This window comes from Oricola thermophila, from assembly GCF_013358405.1.
In the GTDB taxonomy this organism is placed as follows: domain Bacteria; phylum Pseudomonadota; class Alphaproteobacteria; order Rhizobiales; family Rhizobiaceae; genus Oricola; species Oricola thermophila.
Window position 1 is genome coordinate 3320954 of sequence record NZ_CP054836.1, and the last position, 17135, is coordinate 3338088.

Sequence of the window (17135 nt, forward strand, 5' to 3'; positions counted from 1 at the left end):
CGTGGCGGCGTGCAGTTTGCGCCACGATACAAATCAACGGTCTCTTGCCGGTAAATGGGCAAGCCGTCAACACATGGCCGGCCGTGGAGGCCGGCAGGCGAAGCCGGAGACAGCCATGAACGCGGTCGAACGACTGGAAGACGTGAAAACCCGGATCGCGAAGGCGGAGCGCGAAGCAGGGCGTGCGCAGGGCAGCGTCGAGCTGATTGCCGTGTCAAAGACTTTCGATGCCGACGCCATCCGTCCGGTGCTGGAGGCGGGCCACCGGGTGTTCGGCGAAAACCGGGTGCAGGAAGCACAGGGCAAGTGGCCCGGGCTCAGGGACGACTATCCCGGAACCGAATTGCACCTGATCGGACCCTTGCAGTCCAACAAGACCCGGGAAGCGGTCGCGCTGTTCGACGTAATCCAGACGGTCGACCGCGAGAAGATTGCCCGGTCGATCGCGAACGAGCTGGAAAGGCAGGGCAGGACCGTGCGGCTCTATGTCGAGGTGAATACCGGGATGGAACCGCAGAAGGCGGGTATCGCGCCGGATGACTGCGCGGATTTTCTAGGCATGTGCCGCGAGGAGCTCGGCCTGGAGATCGAGGGTCTGATGTGCATACCGCCTTTCGACGAGAATCCCGGACCGCATTTTGCCCTGCTGCGCAAGCTGGCGGAGGATAACGGGATCGAGAGATTGTCGATGGGCATGTCGGGCGACTTCGAGACGGCTATCGGTTTCGGCGCGACCAGCGTGCGTGTCGGAACGGCGATTTTCGGCAAACGCTAGCGGTTTTTTGCAACTGCGAGACTGACACGGCGCCGCAAATCGGGCATGTTCCGGCGGGGCAGCAATGATCGTACGCCTGGAGGAATAGGAATGATATCGAAACTGGCGCGACTGATGCCCTACGTTATTGCCCTGACAATGCTGCACGGTGCTCCCGCCCAGGCTGCCCAGTGCGGGAACAATGCCGGCGGCTTTGACACCTGGAAGCGGCAATTCGCCGCGGAGGCGAAGGCGAAGGGCATCGGCACGAAAGGCCTGAAGGCGCTCGCGGCCACCCGGTATGCGACAAAGACCATAGCCGCGGACAGGAGCCAGAAGAGCTTCAACTATTCCCTCGACAAGTTCATGAAGGTACGTGGCGCAGCCACGATCATTTCACAAGGCCGCCGGCGCAAGGCCGCGAACGAGCGCTTCTTCACCGCGATCGAGCGCGAATACGGCGTGCCGGCCGGGCCGCTGCTTGCCATCCACGGCATGGAAACCGGGTTCGGCCGCTTCATGGGCAACGCGAATGTCGTGTCTGCCATAGCGACGCTGGCCTATGACTGCCGGCGCAGCGACTTCTTCACCGAGCATCTCAATGCAGCGTTGAAGCTCGTCGATCGCGGCGTGATCTCGGCTGGCACCAAGGGAGCGATGCATGGCGAGATCGGCCATACGCAGTTTTTGCCGGCTAACGTACTGAAATATGCCGTCGACGGCGACGGAAATCGGCGGATCGACCTGGCGGGCTCGCAATGGGACGCGTTGGCATCGACGGCGAACTTCCTGAGCGCGCATGGCTGGAGGCGTGGCGCTGGCTATCAGCCCGGACAACCGAATTTTCGCGCCATCCAGGGGTGGAACGCAGCCGGCGTCTATCAGAAAGCCATTGCCATCATGGCCGCGGAGATCGACAAGTAGCCATCCCGAGGCATGACGACGAAAACCCGCGATCCGGAAGGAACGCGGGCCTGGGTTTCCGATTGATCGGATCGAGGAAGGCGGCTCAGCCTTCCTTGGGCGTCAGGACCTGGCGGCCACGATACATGCCCGTTTTCAGGTCAATGTGATGCGGACGGCGCAGTTCGCCGGAATCCTTGTCCTCGACATAGGTCGGGTTTTTCAGCGCGTCTGCTGAACGACGCATGCCACGCTTGGAGCGGGTCACTTTTCGCTTCGGAACAGCCATTCTCGGTCTCCAACTTCGCCAGACGTATCGATCTGTCGGCCTACAGGGCCGACAGGCGCCCGACATGATCATGAAAAGATTGCGCGCCTATACACGGTCGCGGGCCGCTTGACCAGACTCGGCCGTGAAATTTTCCGGTCTGCCGAACCGACGTCAAAACAGGCAGTCGGCATGCCCGCCGAACTTTGCCGCGCGGCGTTCGATGATACCGGCGAGGCGCTGCAGCCCGGCGCCAGGATTTGCCGGATCGCGCGCATGCGGATTCGGCAGACTGACCGTGAGCAGGGCGGCCTGGCGCGCGGTCAGCTCGGAGGCCGGTCGGCCGAATCGAATCCAGCTCGCGGCCTCGATGCCGTAAATGCCGTCGCCCCACTCGGCTATGTTCAGGTAAATCTCCATTATGCGCTTCTTCGGCAGGACAAGATCGATCCACAGTGCCAGCGGGATCTCCAACCCCTTGCGGATGAAGGAACGGCTCGGCCACAGGAACAGGTTCTTGGCCGTCTGCATGGTTATGGTGGAAGCGCCACGCAGGCCCTCGCCATCGAGTGCCTCGTCTATCACCACGTTAATCGCACCCCAGTCGACGCCGTGATGGCGACAAAACCGGCCATCCTCGGACATGACCACGGAGCGGACAAGAACCGGCGCCACGTCTTCCAGCTCCACCCAGTCCCTTTCATATCCCTCCAGCGCTGCCAGGTCGCGCAGCATCAGAGTGGATACGGGGTGGAGGAATTCCAGGCGGTAGACCGCCGCCAGCAGGAACGGCAGGACGACGAGAACGGCCGCCATGATCGCGAGGCGTCTCAGCCACGGCATTGCCGCGGCGCGAAGCCGTTCGGCGAACGAACGACTTCTTTTCGCATTTTTCGCACGAGTACGGACCTTCCGGCCTTTCCGTCCCGCCGATCTGGAAGTCTTATCGCCTGTGGCCAATGCGTCCGCCCTGGAGCTTGCGCGCCGGACCTTCCGCGCGCCGACCGGCGTTTCCTATGCAAAACCGGCCGATGCCGCAACCGGATTGCACCCGGGCACGCCTTCGGGCTTGACCCGGCGGCCGCAAGCGGCCATCGGAAGGCCATGCTTGAAACCGCGTTTTCCCGAGCCTTGTCAGCCCGAGCCGGGCAGGTGGAGGCCTATCTCGACCGGGTTCTCGGCAGCACGGCTCTCGAAGGCGAGATCGTTCGGCCGGAACACCTCATGGCAGCGATCCGTCATGGTGTGCTGAATGGCGGCAAACGGTTCCGGCCTTTTCTCGTCATGGAGACGGCCAGGCTGTTCGGCGCCGACGAGGCGCGATCGCTGCCCGTCGCGGCTGCGCTGGAATGCGTTCATTGCTATTCGCTGATTCACGACGACCTGCCCGCGATGGACGACGACGACATGCGTCGCGGCCTGCCCACGGTGCACAGGGCATTCGACGAGGCGACGGCAATCCTCGCCGGCGACAGCCTGCTGACATTTGCCTTCGACCTCGTTACCGATCCGACCAACGGGCTTGGCGGCGATGTTCGAGCCGACCTTGCCAGGCGGCTGGCGCGAGCCGCCGGCCTCGGCGGAATGGCGGGAGGGCAGGCGCTCGACCTCGCCGCGCCGGGAATGAAACCGGACGAGCGGGGCATCGTGACATTGCAGTCGATGAAAACCGGCGCGCTGATCCGGTTCGCCTGTGAGGCGGGCGCCGTGATCGGCGGTGCCGGACAGGCGGAGCTGGCCCGGATGCGTGACTTCGGCGAAGTGATCGGCCGAGCCTTTCAACTCGCCGACGACCTGCTCGACGTGACACAGACCGCGGATGCAATGGGCAAGGCCACCGGAAAGGACGCAGTCGCGGGCAAGGCGACGCTGGTCAGCCTGCACGGGCAGGATTGGGCACGCGGAGAACTGTCCCGGCTGGTCGGAGAGGCCGATGCGCTGCTCGCCCCGTTCGGATCGGCCGGCGAAACGCTTGTCGCGGCGGCGCATTTTGTCGCCGAGCGCCAATCCTAGTTGCGCGTGACGACGCAGGCTTCGCCTGCGGCACGCATCCGGGCGCAAAAGGCGGCCGCCTCGGCCCGGCTCTCCGCCGGTATCTGCACGACATGGATCCGGTTGCGGCCCAGATGCGAGCGGGCGCCGAAGATGGCCGGTTCCAGCCCGTCGAGCAGACGCGGGTGGCGTTCCTTCAGAAGCGTCCACTGCTTCAGCGCGTTCTCGCGGTTAAAATGGCCGGCGACCTGTGCGCCCCAGGCCGGCCGGTCGGCATCGCTTAGCAGGATTGCGTCGCCCAACCGGGGAATGTCCGGACAGGATTCCGCGAATGTACGACCCTGCTGCAGTGGCGGCACAGCGATTTCCGTACCGGTTCCGCGATAGACGATCGGCAGTTCGCCAAGTACGGCCAAGAGGTAGTCCTCGGTCCGAATGGGGAGGAAACCACCCTTTTCAAGCCAGCGTGTGACCTGTCCTTCGCCGGCGTCCCATGCTGCAGCGGCAAGTCCGATATTGCCGAAGCGGTCGCGCAGTTCCGCTAGGTAGGCCGCGAGCGCCGGAATGGCCTCCGCGGCGTCGAAGGAATCGCGCAATCCCCGCTCGAAGGCGAGACCCGGACCGAACTGGGAAATGCCCCGTTCTCCGGTTCGCGAAACATGACCGGGGTCAAAACGGCTTTCCTTCCAGATCACTCGCGCGAGAAATGCCGGTGGCAGGTTGTTTTCCGTGGCCGCGGCCTCGACCAGTTCGCATATGCGGTTCGTGTCCACGGGCTTTGCACGGTCCGGTGCGATTCGCTCGAAATCGTCGGTCGGTTTCGCATCGAGCTGCAGCGGAAGAACAACGCGAACATCGCGATCCTGCGCGGCGGCCGGGAAGACAATGAGAAGGAGAAGGGCTGCGGCACGGACAAAGCCTGTCGGTCCCCGGCGCATCCGCATTGCCTAGCCGACTTTTCTCTCGGCACCGCTGCCGAAGCGCCGTTCGATGTACTCGGCCAGCATATCCCGGAACTCGGCGGCAATGTCCGGCCCGCGCAGCGTCGCCGCCTTGCGCCCCTCGATGAAGACGGGGGCCGCCGGAGACTCGCCGGTTCCGGGTAACGATATGCCGATGTCGGCATGTTTCGACTCGCCTGGCCCGTTGACGATGCAACCCATCACCGCGACCTTGAGTTCCTCGACTCCGGGGTATTTCTCGCGCCAGACCGGCATCCGTTCGCGAAGGTCATCCTCGATGGCGCGGGCGAGCTCCTGGAACACGGTGGATGTGGTGCGTCCGCATCCCGGGCAGGCTGCGACAACCGGCAGGAACTGGCGGAAGCCCATGGTCTGGAGAAGTTCCTGTGCCACCAGCACTTCGCGGGTACGATCGCCGCCCGGCTCCGGCGTCAGCGAGACGCGGATCGTGTCGCCGATGCCCTGTTGCAGCAAGATGCCCATTGCCGCCGACGAGGCGACGATGCCCTTCGAACCCATGCCGGCCTCGGTCAGTCCGAGATGAAGCGCATGGTCGGATCGGCGGGCGAGTTCCGTATAGACGGCGATCAGGTCCTGTACCTGGCTGACCTTGGCCGACAGGATGATCCTCGAACGCGGCAGTCCCACGTCTTCGGCAAGGTTGGCGGAGAGGAGAGCCGATTGCACGATCGCCTCGCGGGTCACCTCGCGGGCGGTAAGCGGTGCGCCTTTCGCGTGGTTCTCGTCCATCAGCCGCGTGAGCAGCTCCTGGTCGAGCGAGCCCCAGTTGACGCCGATGCGTACCGGCTTGTCGTGTCGGATCGCCATCTCGACAATGTCGGTGAACTGGCGGTCGCGTTTCTCGCGGAAGCCGACATTGCCCGGATTTATGCGGTACTTGGCCAGTGCCTCGGCACAGGCCGGATGATCGGCGAGCAGCTTGTGGCCGATATAGTGGAAGTCGCCGACCAGTGGCACCGAGAGGCCGAGCCGTTCCAGCCTTTCGCGGATCTTCGGCACCGCGGCTGCGCTCTCGTCACGGTCCACGGTTATGCGGACGATCTCTGAGCCCGCGCGATGCAGCGCGGCGACCTGGGCGACGGTGGAATCCACGTCCGCCGTGTCGGTGTTGGTCATTGATTGCACGACAACCGGCGCGTCGCCGCCGACGGTCACGCCGCCGACATCGACGGCGACCGTGCGATGACGGGGAAGAGGTTCGCTCAGATACTGGCTCATGCTTCGCTGGTCCGTGCCGTTGGCGGCTTCCATATCGCGCTTTGGCGTTCAGAGAAAGGCGTTTTCCCAGTCCGCCTGGCGGAAGCCGGTCAGCACCGTTCTGCCGTCCGTTGCCACCGGGCGCTTTATCAGGCGCGGATCGGCTGCCATGGCCGCGATCTTGGCCGCATCGTCGGCGACGATAGCCGCCTGTTCTTCCGCCGGCATTTTCCGGAAGGTCTGCGCCCTGGCGTTGAACACCGCATCGATGCCGGCCGCCTTCACCCAGGCGGCGATTTCTTCCTCAAGGTTCTCGAGAGCGGAGAAATGTGCGTATTGCGGATCGAGACCGCTGGCCTCGGCCCATTCGCGCGCCTTCTTCACAGTGGTGCAGCCCGGATAACCGAAAATTCTGAACGTCATGGGCCTCGTTCTCCTTTTGCGACCTGACAGCCTCGATGCTTCGCTCTATGTTGCAGTGCGGTATTTCAGGACGATGTAGTCATCGAGAGGAAGTGATCAAATGAAAAAAGTCAAAACCGCCGTCATCACGGGATCGAATTCGGGAATCGGGCTCGGTATCGCGCATGCATTGGCGGCGGAGGGGCACAATGTCGTCATCAATTCCTTCACCGAGCGCGACGAGGATCACGCGCTGGCCGAGGAAATCTCGTCGAAACACGGCAACCGGACGGTCTATGTCAAAGCCGACATGTCGAAGGGGGACGAGTGCCGCAGCCTTGTCGAAAAGGCAGCGGAGGAGTTCGGTGCCGTGGACATTCTCGTCAACAATGCCGGTATCCAGCATGTCGCGGCGATAGAGGAATTCCCGGTGGATGCGTGGGACCGCGTCATCGCGATCAACATGAACTCTGCCTTTCACACGACGGCCGTCGCCCTGCTGATCATGCGCGAGAACAATTGGGGACGTGTCGTCAACATCGCCTCGGCGCACGGGCTGACCGCCTCGCCCTACAAGTCTGCATACGTGACCGCCAAGCACGGCGTGGTCGGCATGACCAAGGTCGTCGCCCTGGAGACCGCGGAGGATCCGATCACCTGCAACGCGATATGTCCCGGTTATGTACTGACGCCGCTGGTCGAAGCGCAGATTCCCGACACGATGGAAAAATATGGCATGGACCGCGACACGGTGGTGCGGGAGGTGCTGCTCGAGCGCCAGCCGTCCAAGCAGTTCGCCACCGTCGAGCAGATCGGCGGAACCGTGGTGTTCCTGTGCTCCGATCACGCAGCGCAGATAACCGGCACGACGATTTCCGTCGATGGCGGCTGGACGGCGCTCTAGGAGAGAAGAACCTTGGCAGCACGGACGGGCAAGGCGAAAGCCAAAACGGTCAACCTGGCCCTGCAGGGTGGAGGGTCCCATGGAGCCTTCACCTGGGGGGTGCTCGACGCGCTGCTGGAAGACGGCCGGCTCGAAATCAGCGGCATATCAGGAACCAGCGCGGGCGCCATGAATGCGGTGGCACTGGCCGACGGATGGGTCAGCGACGGCCGTGACGGCGCCCGCGAGGCGTTGCACGACTTTTGGCATGCCGTTGGCAGGACGGGCCGATTCTCGCCCGTCCAGCGTACGCCGTTCGACATGCTCTGGGGCAACTGGAGCCTGGAATTCTCGCCCGCCTACCGGTTTCTCGACCTGCTATCACGGGTCTTTTCGCCCTATGACACCAATCCGCTGGACATCAATCCGTTGCGCGACGTGGTGGAGAACCAGATCGATTTCGAGCGGGTACGGCATTGCTCGGACATCCGCATCTTCGTTTCGGCGACCAATGTGTGGACGGGAAAGCTGCGCGTCTTCGCGCCCGAAGAGTTGACGCCGGACGTGGTGATGGCGTCGGCCTGCCTGCCGACGCTGTTCAAGGCGGTCGAGATCGACGGCGTCCCCTACTGGGATGGCGGATTCGGCGGCAATCCGGCGCTGTTTCCCTTCTTCTACGAGAACGGAACGCAGGATTGCCTGCTGGTCCAGATCAACCCGATCGAGACGCGAAAGACGCCGCGCACCGCGCTGGAGATCCAGGAGCGGATGAACGAGATTACCTTCAATGCCGGGCTGCTGCGCGAGTTCAGGGCCATCGAATTCGTGCGTCGGCTGATCGCGGACGGCAGGCTGGAGGGCACGCGCTACAGGGAGATCCGCATGCACAGGATAGCCGCCGACGCGGTTGTCTCGGAGCTTCCCGCCTCATCCAAGGTCAATGCCGAGTGGGCATTCCTGCAATATCTCAAGGAAATGGGACGGGCGGCGGCGGCCGATTTCCTGGAACAGAATTTCGACGCGATCGGCGAACGGGGAACGCTCGATCTCAGCGCTGAGATCGCGCCGCACATCCTGCCGCAACCGCTGGACAAGCCGGCCGGCCGGCGCATGCGCGAGGCCATGCAGCGGCTGCGTCCCGGGCGCGGTGCGTCCTAGTCTGCCGGTTTGCCGGCGGTCAATGCACCGGCGACGAAAGTCACCATGTTGCGAACGTCGTCGTCTGCCGGTTCGCCGCGCATGCATTTCGCCTTGATGCCTTCCATCGCCTGCATGATGATGGTGGCCGCCGCGCGTGCGTCGACGCCCAGCGGCTCCAGGGCGATTTCGCCGGAGCGCGCGGCGTCCGAGATGCCTTCTGCCAAGGCGTCGACCATCTGATCGCAGTAGCGCATCTTGATGTCGCAGGCTACGTCCTCGTTGACGTCGATCAGTTCGGAACCGTGGGGTGTCTCCAAGATCTGGCGGTGAAGGGCAAGAAAGCTGCGGTCGAGCGAGTCGAACAGGCGTTCCCGAAAGGGTTTATCCGAACGGAATGCCGCCCGTACCTCGTGCACCTTCAGTTCCAGCAGGTTCATGCTGGTGGCGCGGAATATTTCCGTCTTGTTGCGAAAGACCTGATAAAGTGCCGGCCTGGACATTCCGGCCGCGCGGGCAATGTCGTCCATCGACGTCTTGCGAAAGCCATAGTTCAGGAAAACGTCCACGGCGGCAGCCAGGATGATTTCGCGCTTGTCTCGTGTCGCTTGCAAGTTCATGTCTTGACGATATGACATTTTACGTTATTTTGTCAAACCGTCAGGGCGGGCCTCGCGTACGATCGCGCCGGCCCTTGGAAATCTGTCCGAAAGCGGATCATCATGCAGCTCACGATCAACGGCGACACGTTCGATCTCGATGTCGATCCCGAAATGCCGCTTCTTTGGGCATTGCGGGATATCGCCGGCTTGAAGGGAACGAAGTTCGGATGCGGGGTTGCGGCGTGCGGAGCCTGCACTGTCATCATAGACGGGCTGGCAATCCGTTCATGCTCGATACCCGTGGGTGCGGTGACCGGCGAAGTGCGCACAATCGAAGGCCTTGCCGAGGGCGGACGGCTTCACCCGGTCCAGCAGGCATGGATGGACGAGCAGGTGCCGCAATGCGGCTACTGCCAGGCCGGACAGATCATGAATGCCGTCGCCCTGCTCGAGGAAGTCCCGAATCCGACCGATCAGGACATAGACGATGCCATGGCCGGAAACCTGTGTCGCTGTGGCACCTATCCGCGCATTCGCGCGGCAATCAGGCGCGCTGCCGCGATGATGCCCGTGCCCAGCGGAAACGGGTCGTAGTCCGATGGGCAAGATTCTTCGTCGCACATTCCTGATCGGCACCGGCGTGATCGCGGGCGGCCTCGCGGTCGGCTTCTATACCGCCAGCAGGCCGTGGCCCAACCCGCTGGAGGACGACCTCGGCGAGGGCGAGACAACATTCAGTCCCCATGTGAAGGTCGGCGCGGACGGATCGATCACGATCTATACCGGGCGCGCGGAAATGGGCCAGGGCGTGACGGCGACACTCGCCGCACTGGTCGCGGAGGAGCTTGGCGTCTCGCTTGATTCGGTGCTGGTGGAGCACGGGCCGGCATCGGGCGCATACTACAACAGTGCGGTCCTGGAGGACAGCGGACCGTTCCCGCTGTTCGCGGAATCCCTCGTGGCCGAAACGAGCCGCAAGGCATCGAAGCAACTTGGCCGGGTCCTCGGGTTGCAGATCACGGGCGGCTCCACCTCGGTGCGCGATGCCTTCGACAGGATGCGCCATGCCGGCGCAATGGCGCGCCATCTGCTTTTCGCGGCCGCGGCGGAGCGTCTCGGTACCACTCCCGACAGCCTGTCCTTTGATGGGCGCGACATCCTGTCCGCCGAAGGCAGCCGGATCGCCATTGCCGATGTCGCGCCGGCGGCCGCGGCGCTGGAGCCGCCGAGGCAGCTTGCGCTGAAGGATCCGTCCGAGTGGACCATTCTCGGCAGGCCGCAGCCGCGCGTGGACGCGCTGGCCAAGGTCACCGGCGCACCGATCTTCGGAATCGACGTCGAGCTGCCGGACATGGTCTACGGAACGGTAAGGATGAGCCCGCGCTTTGGCGCCGTGATTCGCTCGGCGGATACCTCGGCGGCGGAATCCATGCCGGGCGTCATCAAGGTCGTGCGGTTGGAAACGGACTACGGCACGGGCTTCGGCGTCATCGCCGAGAATACCTGGGCGGCCTTCACGGCGGCAGAGGCGATCGAGGTGGAGTGGGACGACGCTCCCTATCCGCATGACACGGAAGCGATCATGAACGTGTTTCGCACCACGGCTGCGGGCAACTGGCGCGGCTCGTCATGGCGCGATGACGGAGAGGTCGAGACAGCCTTCGCCGATGCGCCCGCCGATTCCGTGCTGACGGCGGAGTACGAGGTTCCATACCTGGCGCATGCCGCAATGGAGCCCATGAACGCGACGGCGCGTTTCTCAGGCGGGAGCCTCGAGATCTGGGCACCGAACCAGGCGCCGACGCTGTTGCAGATGGTGTGCGCCCGGACCGCCGGAATCGACAGCGAGAAGGTAACGGTCAACACCACTTTTCTGGGTGGCGGATTCGGCCGGCGGGCGGAGGCGGATTTCGCCATATACGCGACACTTCTGGCAATGCAGGCCGACGGCCGTCCCGTCAAGGTGACGTGGACCCGCGAGGAAGACATGACGCACGATGTCTACCGCCCGGCTGCGGCGGGGCGGTTCCGGGCCCGAATCGGCAATGACGGCCTGCCGGAAGCAGTCGACATGCGGATCGCGACGCCGTCCATCATGAAAAGCGTCGGCAAGCGGTTGTTCCCCTCGCTGCCCATGGGCGGCCCGGAGCGGCTTCTCACCGAAGGTGCGTTCGACCAGCCCTACAGGATTGCCAACTACCGGGTGACCGGCATCGAGACAGAGATGCCGATACCGGTCGGCTTCTGGCGATCGGTGGGCAATTCCTTCAATGCCTTCTTCCACGAGTGCTTTCTCGACGAAATCGCGGAAAAGGGCGGCCAGGATCCGCTCGACATGAGGCTGAAGCTGATGGCGGACCATCCTCTGGCCGTCGCCGTGATGGAAAGGCTTGCCGAGATATCCGACTGGGGCGCGCCGCTTCCGGCGGGCCGGGCGAAAGGCGTCGCCTTCACGCTGTGTTTCGGTTCCTGGGTCGGAGAGGTCGTGCAGGTCGCCGATTCGCCCGATGGCATCCGAATCGAGAAGGTCTGGGCCGTTGCCGAGATCGGCCGGGCGCTCGATCCGGGTATCGTGACCGCACAGCTCGAGTCGGCCATCGTGTTCGGTCTCTCGTCCGCGGTCGGCCAGGAAATCACCTTCGCCGATGGCATGGTGGAGCAGCAGAACTTCTACGACTACGACGCTTTGCGTATCGGCCAATGCCCCCGGATCGGGGTGGCGATCCTCGAAAACGGCGACAGGCTGGGGGGTGTCGGCGAGATCGGAACGCCGCCTTCGATCCCCGCTCTCGCCAACGCCGTCTTTGCGCTGACCGGAAAGCGGATCCGCAAACTGCCTCTCAACAGGGAGGTCGACTTTGCGTAAGCGGATGTTAATCCGGTTTGTGCATTGCAATATCAGATGTCGACCCGGCAACGGATATCGCAATTCTACCGAATGTGACCAAGAGGTTGGTCGCAACTATTGAACAGTACTGGGCGGGCAGCCACTTGTAGGCCACCTATTGCGCCTGTCCCGACGTCAACCCGTAGAGACGATCATGAAAATCAACCGGTACCTGGCCATTCTTGTATTCCTCGGCTCGGCGGCGTGGATTGCGACAGGAGAGTTTTCCTTTGTCGGCAGCGCCTCGAGCGAAGAGGAAGGGGCGACGGTAGCCGAATCCTCCGAACCGCAGATCGAAGCGGCAACCCAGCTGCAGACCGTCGGTGTCGCTGTTATCCCGCAGATCATGCATGCGCGTTCCGTCAATCTTTCCGGCGTGACGCAAGCGGACAAGGAGACCACGCTGACGGCTCGTGCCGGCGGCGTGATCGGCGAATTGCTGGTCAAGCAGGGCGATCGTGTCACGAAGGGCCAGGTTATTGCCCGCATCGCGCCCGAAGGCAGGGATGCGGCAGTGCGTACGGCGCAACAGGTACTCGAACAGCGCAAGGCCGAGGCCGAAGCGACCCTGAAACTGGTTGAAAGGGGTACGCTGGCAAAGCTGCAGGGTGACGCGGCGATGTCGGCGCTGCGCGCTGCCGAGTCGGAGCTGGAGGCCGCGCAGGCGGAACTCGAAAGGCTCGAGATCATCGCGCCCTATGATGGCGTTATCGACAAGCTTCATGTCGAGGAAGGTGCCGCGACCGACAGCGGGAAACCAGTCGCGGAGCTGATCGCGCTCGACCCGATCATCGGTGTCGGCGAGGTCAACGAAGGCGATCTGGGCGTGGTGCGGCTCGGTGCCGAGGCGGAACTGCGGCTGGTCACGGGTCGGACGGTCAAGGGCACCGTCCGCTACATAAGCCGCGCCGCCCAGGCGGCGACCCGCACCTATACCGTCGAGGTCGAGGTTCCGAACCCGGATTTCTCGATCCCGGCCGGGATGACGACGGAGCTTGTCCTTCGGGGCGAACCGGTGCTGGCCACGCCCGTGCCGCGATCGGTGGTCGCGCTCAACGACAACGGCGAACTCGGCGTGCGTACGGTCGACGATAACAACGTGGTGCGTTTTCACCCGATCGACATCGTGGACGATTCGACCGGGGCGCTCATCCTTGGCGGCATCCCGAAAGGTGCGCGGGTGATCGTCTCGGGCCAGAACTTCGTCGGCGACGGCGTGGAGGTCAACGCGGTCGACGCGGATGCTGCCATGATCGAGAAGCTGATCGCGGAAACGGCAACGGGAGACAGCTGACATGACGGGCTTGCTCGAAATCGCGGTCAAGAACGCGCGACTGACCATCACCGCCCTGCTGTTTTTCCTTGTCGCGGGCGCGATGGCCTATATCAACATTCCCAAGGAAGCCGAGCCCGATGTCCAGATCCCGGTGATCTATGTCAGCCTGCATCTGCAAGGCATTTCGCCGGAGGACGCGGAACGGCTGCTGGTGCGCCCGGTCGAGGCGCAGGTCAAGAATATCAAGGGAATCGACACGATCACCTCCAATGCCTACCAGGGCGGCGGCAACGTGATCATCGAGTTCGAACCCGATGCGGACCTGGCGACGGCACTCGAGGACGTGCGTACCAAGGTCGACAACGCCAAGCGCGAGTTTCCCGCCGGTACGGACGAACCTTCCGTCAACGAGGTCAATATTTCCGAGTTCCCGATTCTTGTCGTGACGCTGTCGGGCAATGCGCCGGAACGCGTCCTCGTCCGGGCGGCCAAGGAGTTGCGCGACCGGTTCGAGGAAGTGTCCGGTGTGCTGGAGGCCAATCTCCAGGGCTCCCGCGACGAGATGGTGGAAGTCATCATCGACCCGGTAAAGCTGTCCTCCTACAACCTGCAACTCGACCAGCTGATCGGCGGGGTCAGCGCCAACAACCAGCTCGTCGCGGCGGGAACGCTGGAGGGCGCCGAGGGAAAATATGCGGTCAAGGTGCCCGCACTGATCGAGACGGTCGAGGACATCGCCAACCTCCCGATCACCGCCAGCGGCAATGCGGTGGTACGGGCACGGGACCTCGCCACGATCCGTTCGACCTTCGAGGACGCAGCATCCATCGCGCGGTTGAACGGCAAGCCGGCGATCGCCATCGAGGTTTCCAAACGCGCCGGCGCAAACCTGATCGAGACGATCGACGCGGTGAAGGAGGCGGCCGAGGAGTTCAGGCCGCTGCTGCCGGCCGGCGTCGACATTTCCTACAGCCAGGACAAGTCGACGGATATCCGCACGATGCTGGAGGATCTCCAGAATTCGGTGCTGACCGCCGTCATCCTGGTCTTCATCGTCATCCTCTACTTCCTCGGGCTCCGGTCCTCGATCCTGATCGGACTGGCCATTCCAACCTCGTTCCTCATGGGCATCCTCGCCCTTTCGGTGGCGGGATTCACGGTCAATATCGTGGTGCTGTTCAGCCTGATACTCGCTGTCGGCATGCTGGTCGACGACGCGATCATCGTGACCGAATATGCCGAGCGCCGAATGACCGAGGGCATGGCCTCGGGACCCGCCTTCGCGGAGGCGGCGCGGCGGATGTTCGGCCCCGTCGTGGTCGCGACGGCGACGCGCATCGCCGCGTTCTCGCCGCTGCTGTTCTGGCCCGGAATCATGGGCGAGTTCATGGGCTACCTGCCGCTCACACTGATCTGCACGCTGACGGCATCGATCCTCTATGCATTGTTCTTCGCGCCGACGCTCGGTTCGATCTTCGGCAAGGCGCATGTAGAGGAACGCAAGCCGGATGGCCTTTACATGATGGTCGTCAAGAAGGCGGTGCGATATCCGCTGGTCACGCTCGGCACGGTGTCGGCACTGATGGTCGTTATCGTCATGGCCTTCGGCAAATACAACAACGGCGTCGAGCTGTTCCCGAATGTCGAGCCGGAATACGGCCTCGTCTATGTGCATGCACGCGGCAACCTGTCGCTCGAGGAGCAGGACAAGGCGGTTCGTCAGGTCGAGGAACGCATGTTGTCCTGGCCGGGTATCGAGACGGTCTATACCCGCGTCGGCGCATCGACCGGCGGCGGCGGGCTCGGCGGCTCGGTCGACGAGGACGTGATCGGAACGATCCAGTACGAGTTCGTCGACTGGCGCGAGCGCAAGCCGGCGAGCGAGATCCTGACCGATCTCCGCGGGGCGCTGCATGGCATGCCGGGCATCGAGGTCGAGGTTTCCGTGCCCGAGGCCGGACCGCCACAGGGCAAGCCGATCCAGGTCGAGCTTTCGGCCGACAATCCCGAAGGGCTCGAGGAGGCCGCGGCGACGGTTGCCGATTACCTGCGCACGATCCCGGAAATCATCGACCTTTCGGATGGCCTGCCGCCGCCGTCGATCGACTGGGAGCTGAAGGTGGATCGCGCCGAGGCGGCCAAGTACGGCATCGGACCGCAATCGGTCGGCACCGTGGTGCAGCTGGTGACGACGGGCCTGAAACTGTCCGACTACCGGCCCGCCGGCGCCGACGATGCCGTCGACATAAGACTGCGTCTGCCCGAGGACCGGCGCACGTTGTCGATGCTCGACCAGCTGCGGGTGGAGACACCTCAGGGTGCGGTGCCGCTGTCGAATTTCGTGACGCGCGAGCCGGCAAGGAGCCTCGGGACGCTCAAGCGCATCGATGCGACGCGGACCATAATCGTGTCGGCGAACCTGGTCGAAGGGGTGCAGGATGCGGAATTCCAGGCGAAGGTCGCCGAGGCGCTGCCGACGCTTGGCCTGCCGGATCACATCCGCTGGAAACTCGGCGGCTCGAACGAGGAAAGCCAGGAAGCCTCGGCCTTCCTCGGTAAGGCTTTCGGTGTGGCGATCTTCCTGATCTTTGCCCTGCTTCTCGCCCAGTTCAACCGGTTCACCTATGTGTTCCTGGTGCTGACGGCGGTTGTCATGTCGACCGTGGGCGTGCTGCTTGGCCTGCTGATCATGCAGATGCCCTTCGTGATCGTCATGACCGCGGTCGGCACGATCGCGCTGGCCGGCGTGGTGGTGAACAACAACATCGTGCTGATCGACACCTATGTCCATCTGCGGTCCGAGGGCTGGGACAAGCTGGAGGCGGTGCTCGAAACCTGCCGCGAGCGTGTGCGCCCGGTCATGCTGACGGCCGTCACCGCCATTCTCGGCGTGTTGCCGATCGCCTTCGGAGTCAATCTGGCGCTTCTCAGTCACGAGGTGACGATCGGTGCGCCGTCGACACAGTGGTGGACCGCGCTTTCGAGCGCCATCGTGTTCGGTCTTGCCTTCTCGACCATACTGACGCTGGTGGTGACGCCGGCGGCGCTGATGGTGTTTACGCGGGACAACGCTTGGAACGCGGACCAGCGCAGCCTGCTCGCCAAGCTGTTCCGCCGACCGCGGAAGGATGCCGTCGCGAATGTGGCTGAAGGAGCCGGGCATGCGGAAACGCGGAATGACGATGCCGGCGAGCAGTTCGAGAATGTTCGCGAGTTCCCGAAGGCGGCCGAGTAGGCGGCGGAACCGGGGCGGATACGGGCCGGCGGTTCGCCCCGCCGGCCTTTTTCATGTCCGGATCAGGTCAGGCGCAGCAGTTCGGCGCGCAGGCGGTCTGGATCGGCGAGAAGACGGTCGATTTCCGCATGCGCTTCGCGCCACGCCGGATAGGCCCGCGCCAGCAGCTCTTTACCTTCCCCCGTCAGCTTCAGGCGGCGGCTGCGCCGGTCGGCAGAGTCGGGCGTGACTTCAACGAGGCCGCGGCGCTCCAGTGGCTTGAGGTTTGCCGTCAGTGTCGTGCGGTCGAGGGCGAGAAGCCTTGCGACATCGCCCATCATCGGCGGTTCTGGCCGGTTGAGCGACATCAGGATGGAGAATTGTCCGTTGGTCAGGCCGAGGGGGCGAAAGGTCTCGTCGAATCGGCGGGCGATCGCGCGGGCGGCGCGCTGCAGGTGAAGGCACAGGCAGGTATCGCGGACCTCGAGCGTCGTTTTATGGGGCAGGGTGCTGGATTCGGACATGAGCCAAACATATTGATATCAACCTACCGGTTCCAGTCCATATCGGGCATTCCTCGCCCGACCATCACGCGGGACGCCCGGCCCGCATGAAACGGGGCCGGACCGCAACCGGC

At 63.8% G+C, this 17135-nt stretch carries 16 protein-coding genes; 9 read left to right on the plus strand and 7 right to left on the minus strand.

Going from position 1 to position 17135, the window contains the following annotated elements; all coding sequences use genetic code 11:
- The first annotated feature begins 115 nt into the window (after nt 1-115).
- Together HTY61_RS15985 and HTY61_RS15990 are read left to right on the plus strand one after the other, a co-directional pair.
- Complete coding sequence (locus tag HTY61_RS15985; protein ID WP_175277734.1) at nt 116-775, plus strand: YggS family pyridoxal phosphate-dependent enzyme; 660 nt, start codon at nt 116-118, stop codon at nt 773-775.
- A gap of 90 nt (nt 776-865) precedes the next feature.
- Entirely contained in the window at nt 866-1678 is an 813-nt protein-coding gene (locus HTY61_RS15990; protein WP_175277735.1) for a lytic murein transglycosylase, read from the plus strand.
- Between the two features lie 85 nt (nt 1679-1763).
- Here the strand turns inward: HTY61_RS15990 and rpmF are convergent, their stop codons facing one another.
- Nucleotides 1764-1946 carry a 50S ribosomal protein L32 gene (rpmF, locus tag HTY61_RS15995; RefSeq protein ID WP_175277736.1) on the minus strand — a complete coding sequence of 61 codons (183 nt, stop codon included), beginning with the start codon at nt 1944-1946 and terminating at the stop codon, nt 1764-1766.
- Between the two features lie 153 nt (nt 1947-2099).
- Nucleotides 2100-2768, minus strand: coding sequence for a monofunctional biosynthetic peptidoglycan transglycosylase (gene mtgA / locus HTY61_RS16000; RefSeq protein ID WP_175277737.1), 669 nt, complete (start codon nt 2766-2768; stop codon nt 2100-2102).
- Between the two features lie 261 nt (nt 2769-3029).
- Here mtgA and HTY61_RS16005 point away from each other — a divergent pair, with 261 nt between their 5' ends.
- Nucleotides 3030-3938: a polyprenyl synthetase family protein gene (locus tag HTY61_RS16005; RefSeq protein WP_175277738.1), complete on the plus strand. Its 909-nt coding sequence runs from the start codon at nt 3030-3032 to the stop codon at nt 3936-3938.
- Here the strand turns inward: HTY61_RS16005 and HTY61_RS16010 are convergent.
- The 3 genes from HTY61_RS16010 to HTY61_RS16020 are packed head-to-tail and all read right to left on the minus strand — an operon-like array spanning nt 3935 to nt 6520.
- Complete coding sequence (locus HTY61_RS16010; RefSeq protein WP_175277739.1) at nt 3935-4855, minus strand: lytic transglycosylase domain-containing protein; 921 nt, start codon at nt 4853-4855, stop codon at nt 3935-3937. The genes HTY61_RS16005 and HTY61_RS16010 overlap by 4 nt on opposite strands.
- Before the next feature lie 9 nt (nt 4856-4864).
- A complete protein-coding gene (gene ispG / locus HTY61_RS16015) occupies nt 4865-6118 on the minus strand; it encodes a flavodoxin-dependent (E)-4-hydroxy-3-methylbut-2-enyl-diphosphate synthase (RefSeq protein WP_175277740.1) in 1254 nt (417 codons plus the stop codon).
- A gap of 48 nt (nt 6119-6166) precedes the next feature.
- A complete protein-coding gene (locus tag HTY61_RS16020; protein ID WP_175277741.1) occupies nt 6167-6520 on the minus strand; it encodes an arsenate reductase family protein in 354 nt (117 codons plus the stop codon).
- A 100-nt stretch (nt 6521-6620) separates the two neighbouring features.
- Here HTY61_RS16020 and HTY61_RS16025 point away from each other — a divergent pair, with 100 nt between their 5' ends.
- Nucleotides 6621-7403, plus strand: coding sequence for a 3-hydroxybutyrate dehydrogenase (locus tag HTY61_RS16025; RefSeq protein WP_175277742.1), 783 nt, complete (start codon nt 6621-6623; stop codon nt 7401-7403).
- Nucleotides 7404-7415: 12 nt separating this feature from the next.
- Nucleotides 7416-8540, plus strand: coding sequence for a patatin-like phospholipase family protein (locus tag HTY61_RS16030; protein WP_175277743.1), 1125 nt, complete (start codon nt 7416-7418; stop codon nt 8538-8540).
- Here the strand turns inward: HTY61_RS16030 and HTY61_RS16035 are convergent.
- Nucleotides 8537-9133 carry a TetR/AcrR family transcriptional regulator gene (locus HTY61_RS16035; RefSeq protein ID WP_175277744.1) on the minus strand — a complete coding sequence of 199 codons (597 nt, stop codon included), beginning with the start codon at nt 9131-9133 and terminating at the stop codon, nt 8537-8539. The two genes, HTY61_RS16030 and HTY61_RS16035, sit on opposite strands and share 4 nt — an antisense overlap.
- A 108-nt stretch (nt 9134-9241) precedes the next feature.
- Between HTY61_RS16035 and HTY61_RS16040 the strand changes: the two genes are divergently transcribed.
- The 4 genes from HTY61_RS16040 (at nt 9242) to HTY61_RS16055 (ending at nt 16519) form a co-directional block, all read left to right on the plus strand.
- Nucleotides 9242-9715 carry a (2Fe-2S)-binding protein gene (locus HTY61_RS16040; protein WP_281367561.1) on the plus strand — a complete coding sequence of 158 codons (474 nt, stop codon included), beginning with the start codon at nt 9242-9244 and terminating at the stop codon, nt 9713-9715.
- A gap of 4 nt (nt 9716-9719) precedes the next feature.
- A complete protein-coding gene (locus HTY61_RS16045; RefSeq protein ID WP_175277745.1) occupies nt 9720-11987 on the plus strand; it encodes a xanthine dehydrogenase family protein molybdopterin-binding subunit in 2268 nt (755 codons plus the stop codon).
- A 175-nt stretch (nt 11988-12162) separates the two neighbouring features.
- Nucleotides 12163-13302, plus strand: coding sequence for an efflux RND transporter periplasmic adaptor subunit (locus HTY61_RS16050; RefSeq protein ID WP_175277746.1), 1140 nt, complete (start codon nt 12163-12165; stop codon nt 13300-13302).
- A gap of 1 nt (nt 13303) precedes the next feature.
- Nucleotides 13304-16519 (plus strand): efflux RND transporter permease subunit, encoded by a 3216-nt coding sequence (locus tag HTY61_RS16055; RefSeq protein ID WP_175277747.1) that lies wholly within the window; start codon nt 13304-13306, stop codon nt 16517-16519.
- A gap of 62 nt (nt 16520-16581) precedes the next feature.
- Here HTY61_RS16055 and HTY61_RS16060 read toward each other — a convergent pair whose 3' ends face one another.
- Nucleotides 16582-17022: a MarR family winged helix-turn-helix transcriptional regulator gene (locus tag HTY61_RS16060; protein ID WP_175277748.1), complete on the minus strand. Its 441-nt coding sequence runs from the start codon at nt 17020-17022 to the stop codon at nt 16582-16584.
- Between the last annotated feature and the right edge of the window lie 113 nt (nt 17023-17135).

Bases quoted from the DNA above. Each gene is read 5' to 3' on its own strand.
- HTY61_RS15985 (WP_175277734.1), top strand. From the start codon at position 116: ATGAACGCGGTCGAACGACTGGAAGACGTGAAAACCCGGATCGCGAAG.
- HTY61_RS15990 (WP_175277735.1), top strand. From the start codon at position 866: ATGATATCGAAACTGGCGCGACTGATGCCCTACGTTATTGCCCTGACA.
- rpmF (WP_175277736.1), bottom strand. From the start codon at position 1,946: ATGGCTGTTCCGAAGCGAAAAGTGACCCGCTCCAAGCGTGGCATGCGT.
- mtgA (WP_175277737.1), bottom strand. From the start codon at position 2,768: ATGCCGTGGCTGAGACGCCTCGCGATCATGGCGGCCGTTCTCGTCGTC.
- HTY61_RS16005 (WP_175277738.1), top strand. From the start codon at position 3,030: ATGCTTGAAACCGCGTTTTCCCGAGCCTTGTCAGCCCGAGCCGGGCAG.
- HTY61_RS16010 (WP_175277739.1), bottom strand. From the start codon at position 4,855: ATGCGCCGGGGACCGACAGGCTTTGTCCGTGCCGCAGCCCTTCTCCTT.
- ispG (WP_175277740.1), bottom strand. From the start codon at position 6,118: ATGAGCCAGTATCTGAGCGAACCTCTTCCCCGTCATCGCACGGTCGCC.
- HTY61_RS16020 (WP_175277741.1), bottom strand. From the start codon at position 6,520: ATGACGTTCAGAATTTTCGGTTATCCGGGCTGCACCACTGTGAAGAAG.
- HTY61_RS16025 (WP_175277742.1), top strand. From the start codon at position 6,621: ATGAAAAAAGTCAAAACCGCCGTCATCACGGGATCGAATTCGGGAATC.
- HTY61_RS16040 (WP_281367561.1), top strand. From the start codon at position 9,242: ATGCAGCTCACGATCAACGGCGACACGTTCGATCTCGATGTCGATCCC.
- HTY61_RS16045 (WP_175277745.1), top strand. From the start codon at position 9,720: ATGGGCAAGATTCTTCGTCGCACATTCCTGATCGGCACCGGCGTGATC.
- HTY61_RS16050 (WP_175277746.1), top strand. From the start codon at position 12,163: ATGAAAATCAACCGGTACCTGGCCATTCTTGTATTCCTCGGCTCGGCG.
- HTY61_RS16055 (WP_175277747.1), top strand. From the start codon at position 13,304: ATGACGGGCTTGCTCGAAATCGCGGTCAAGAACGCGCGACTGACCATC.
- HTY61_RS16060 (WP_175277748.1), bottom strand. From the start codon at position 17,022: ATGTCCGAATCCAGCACCCTGCCCCATAAAACGACGCTCGAGGTCCGC.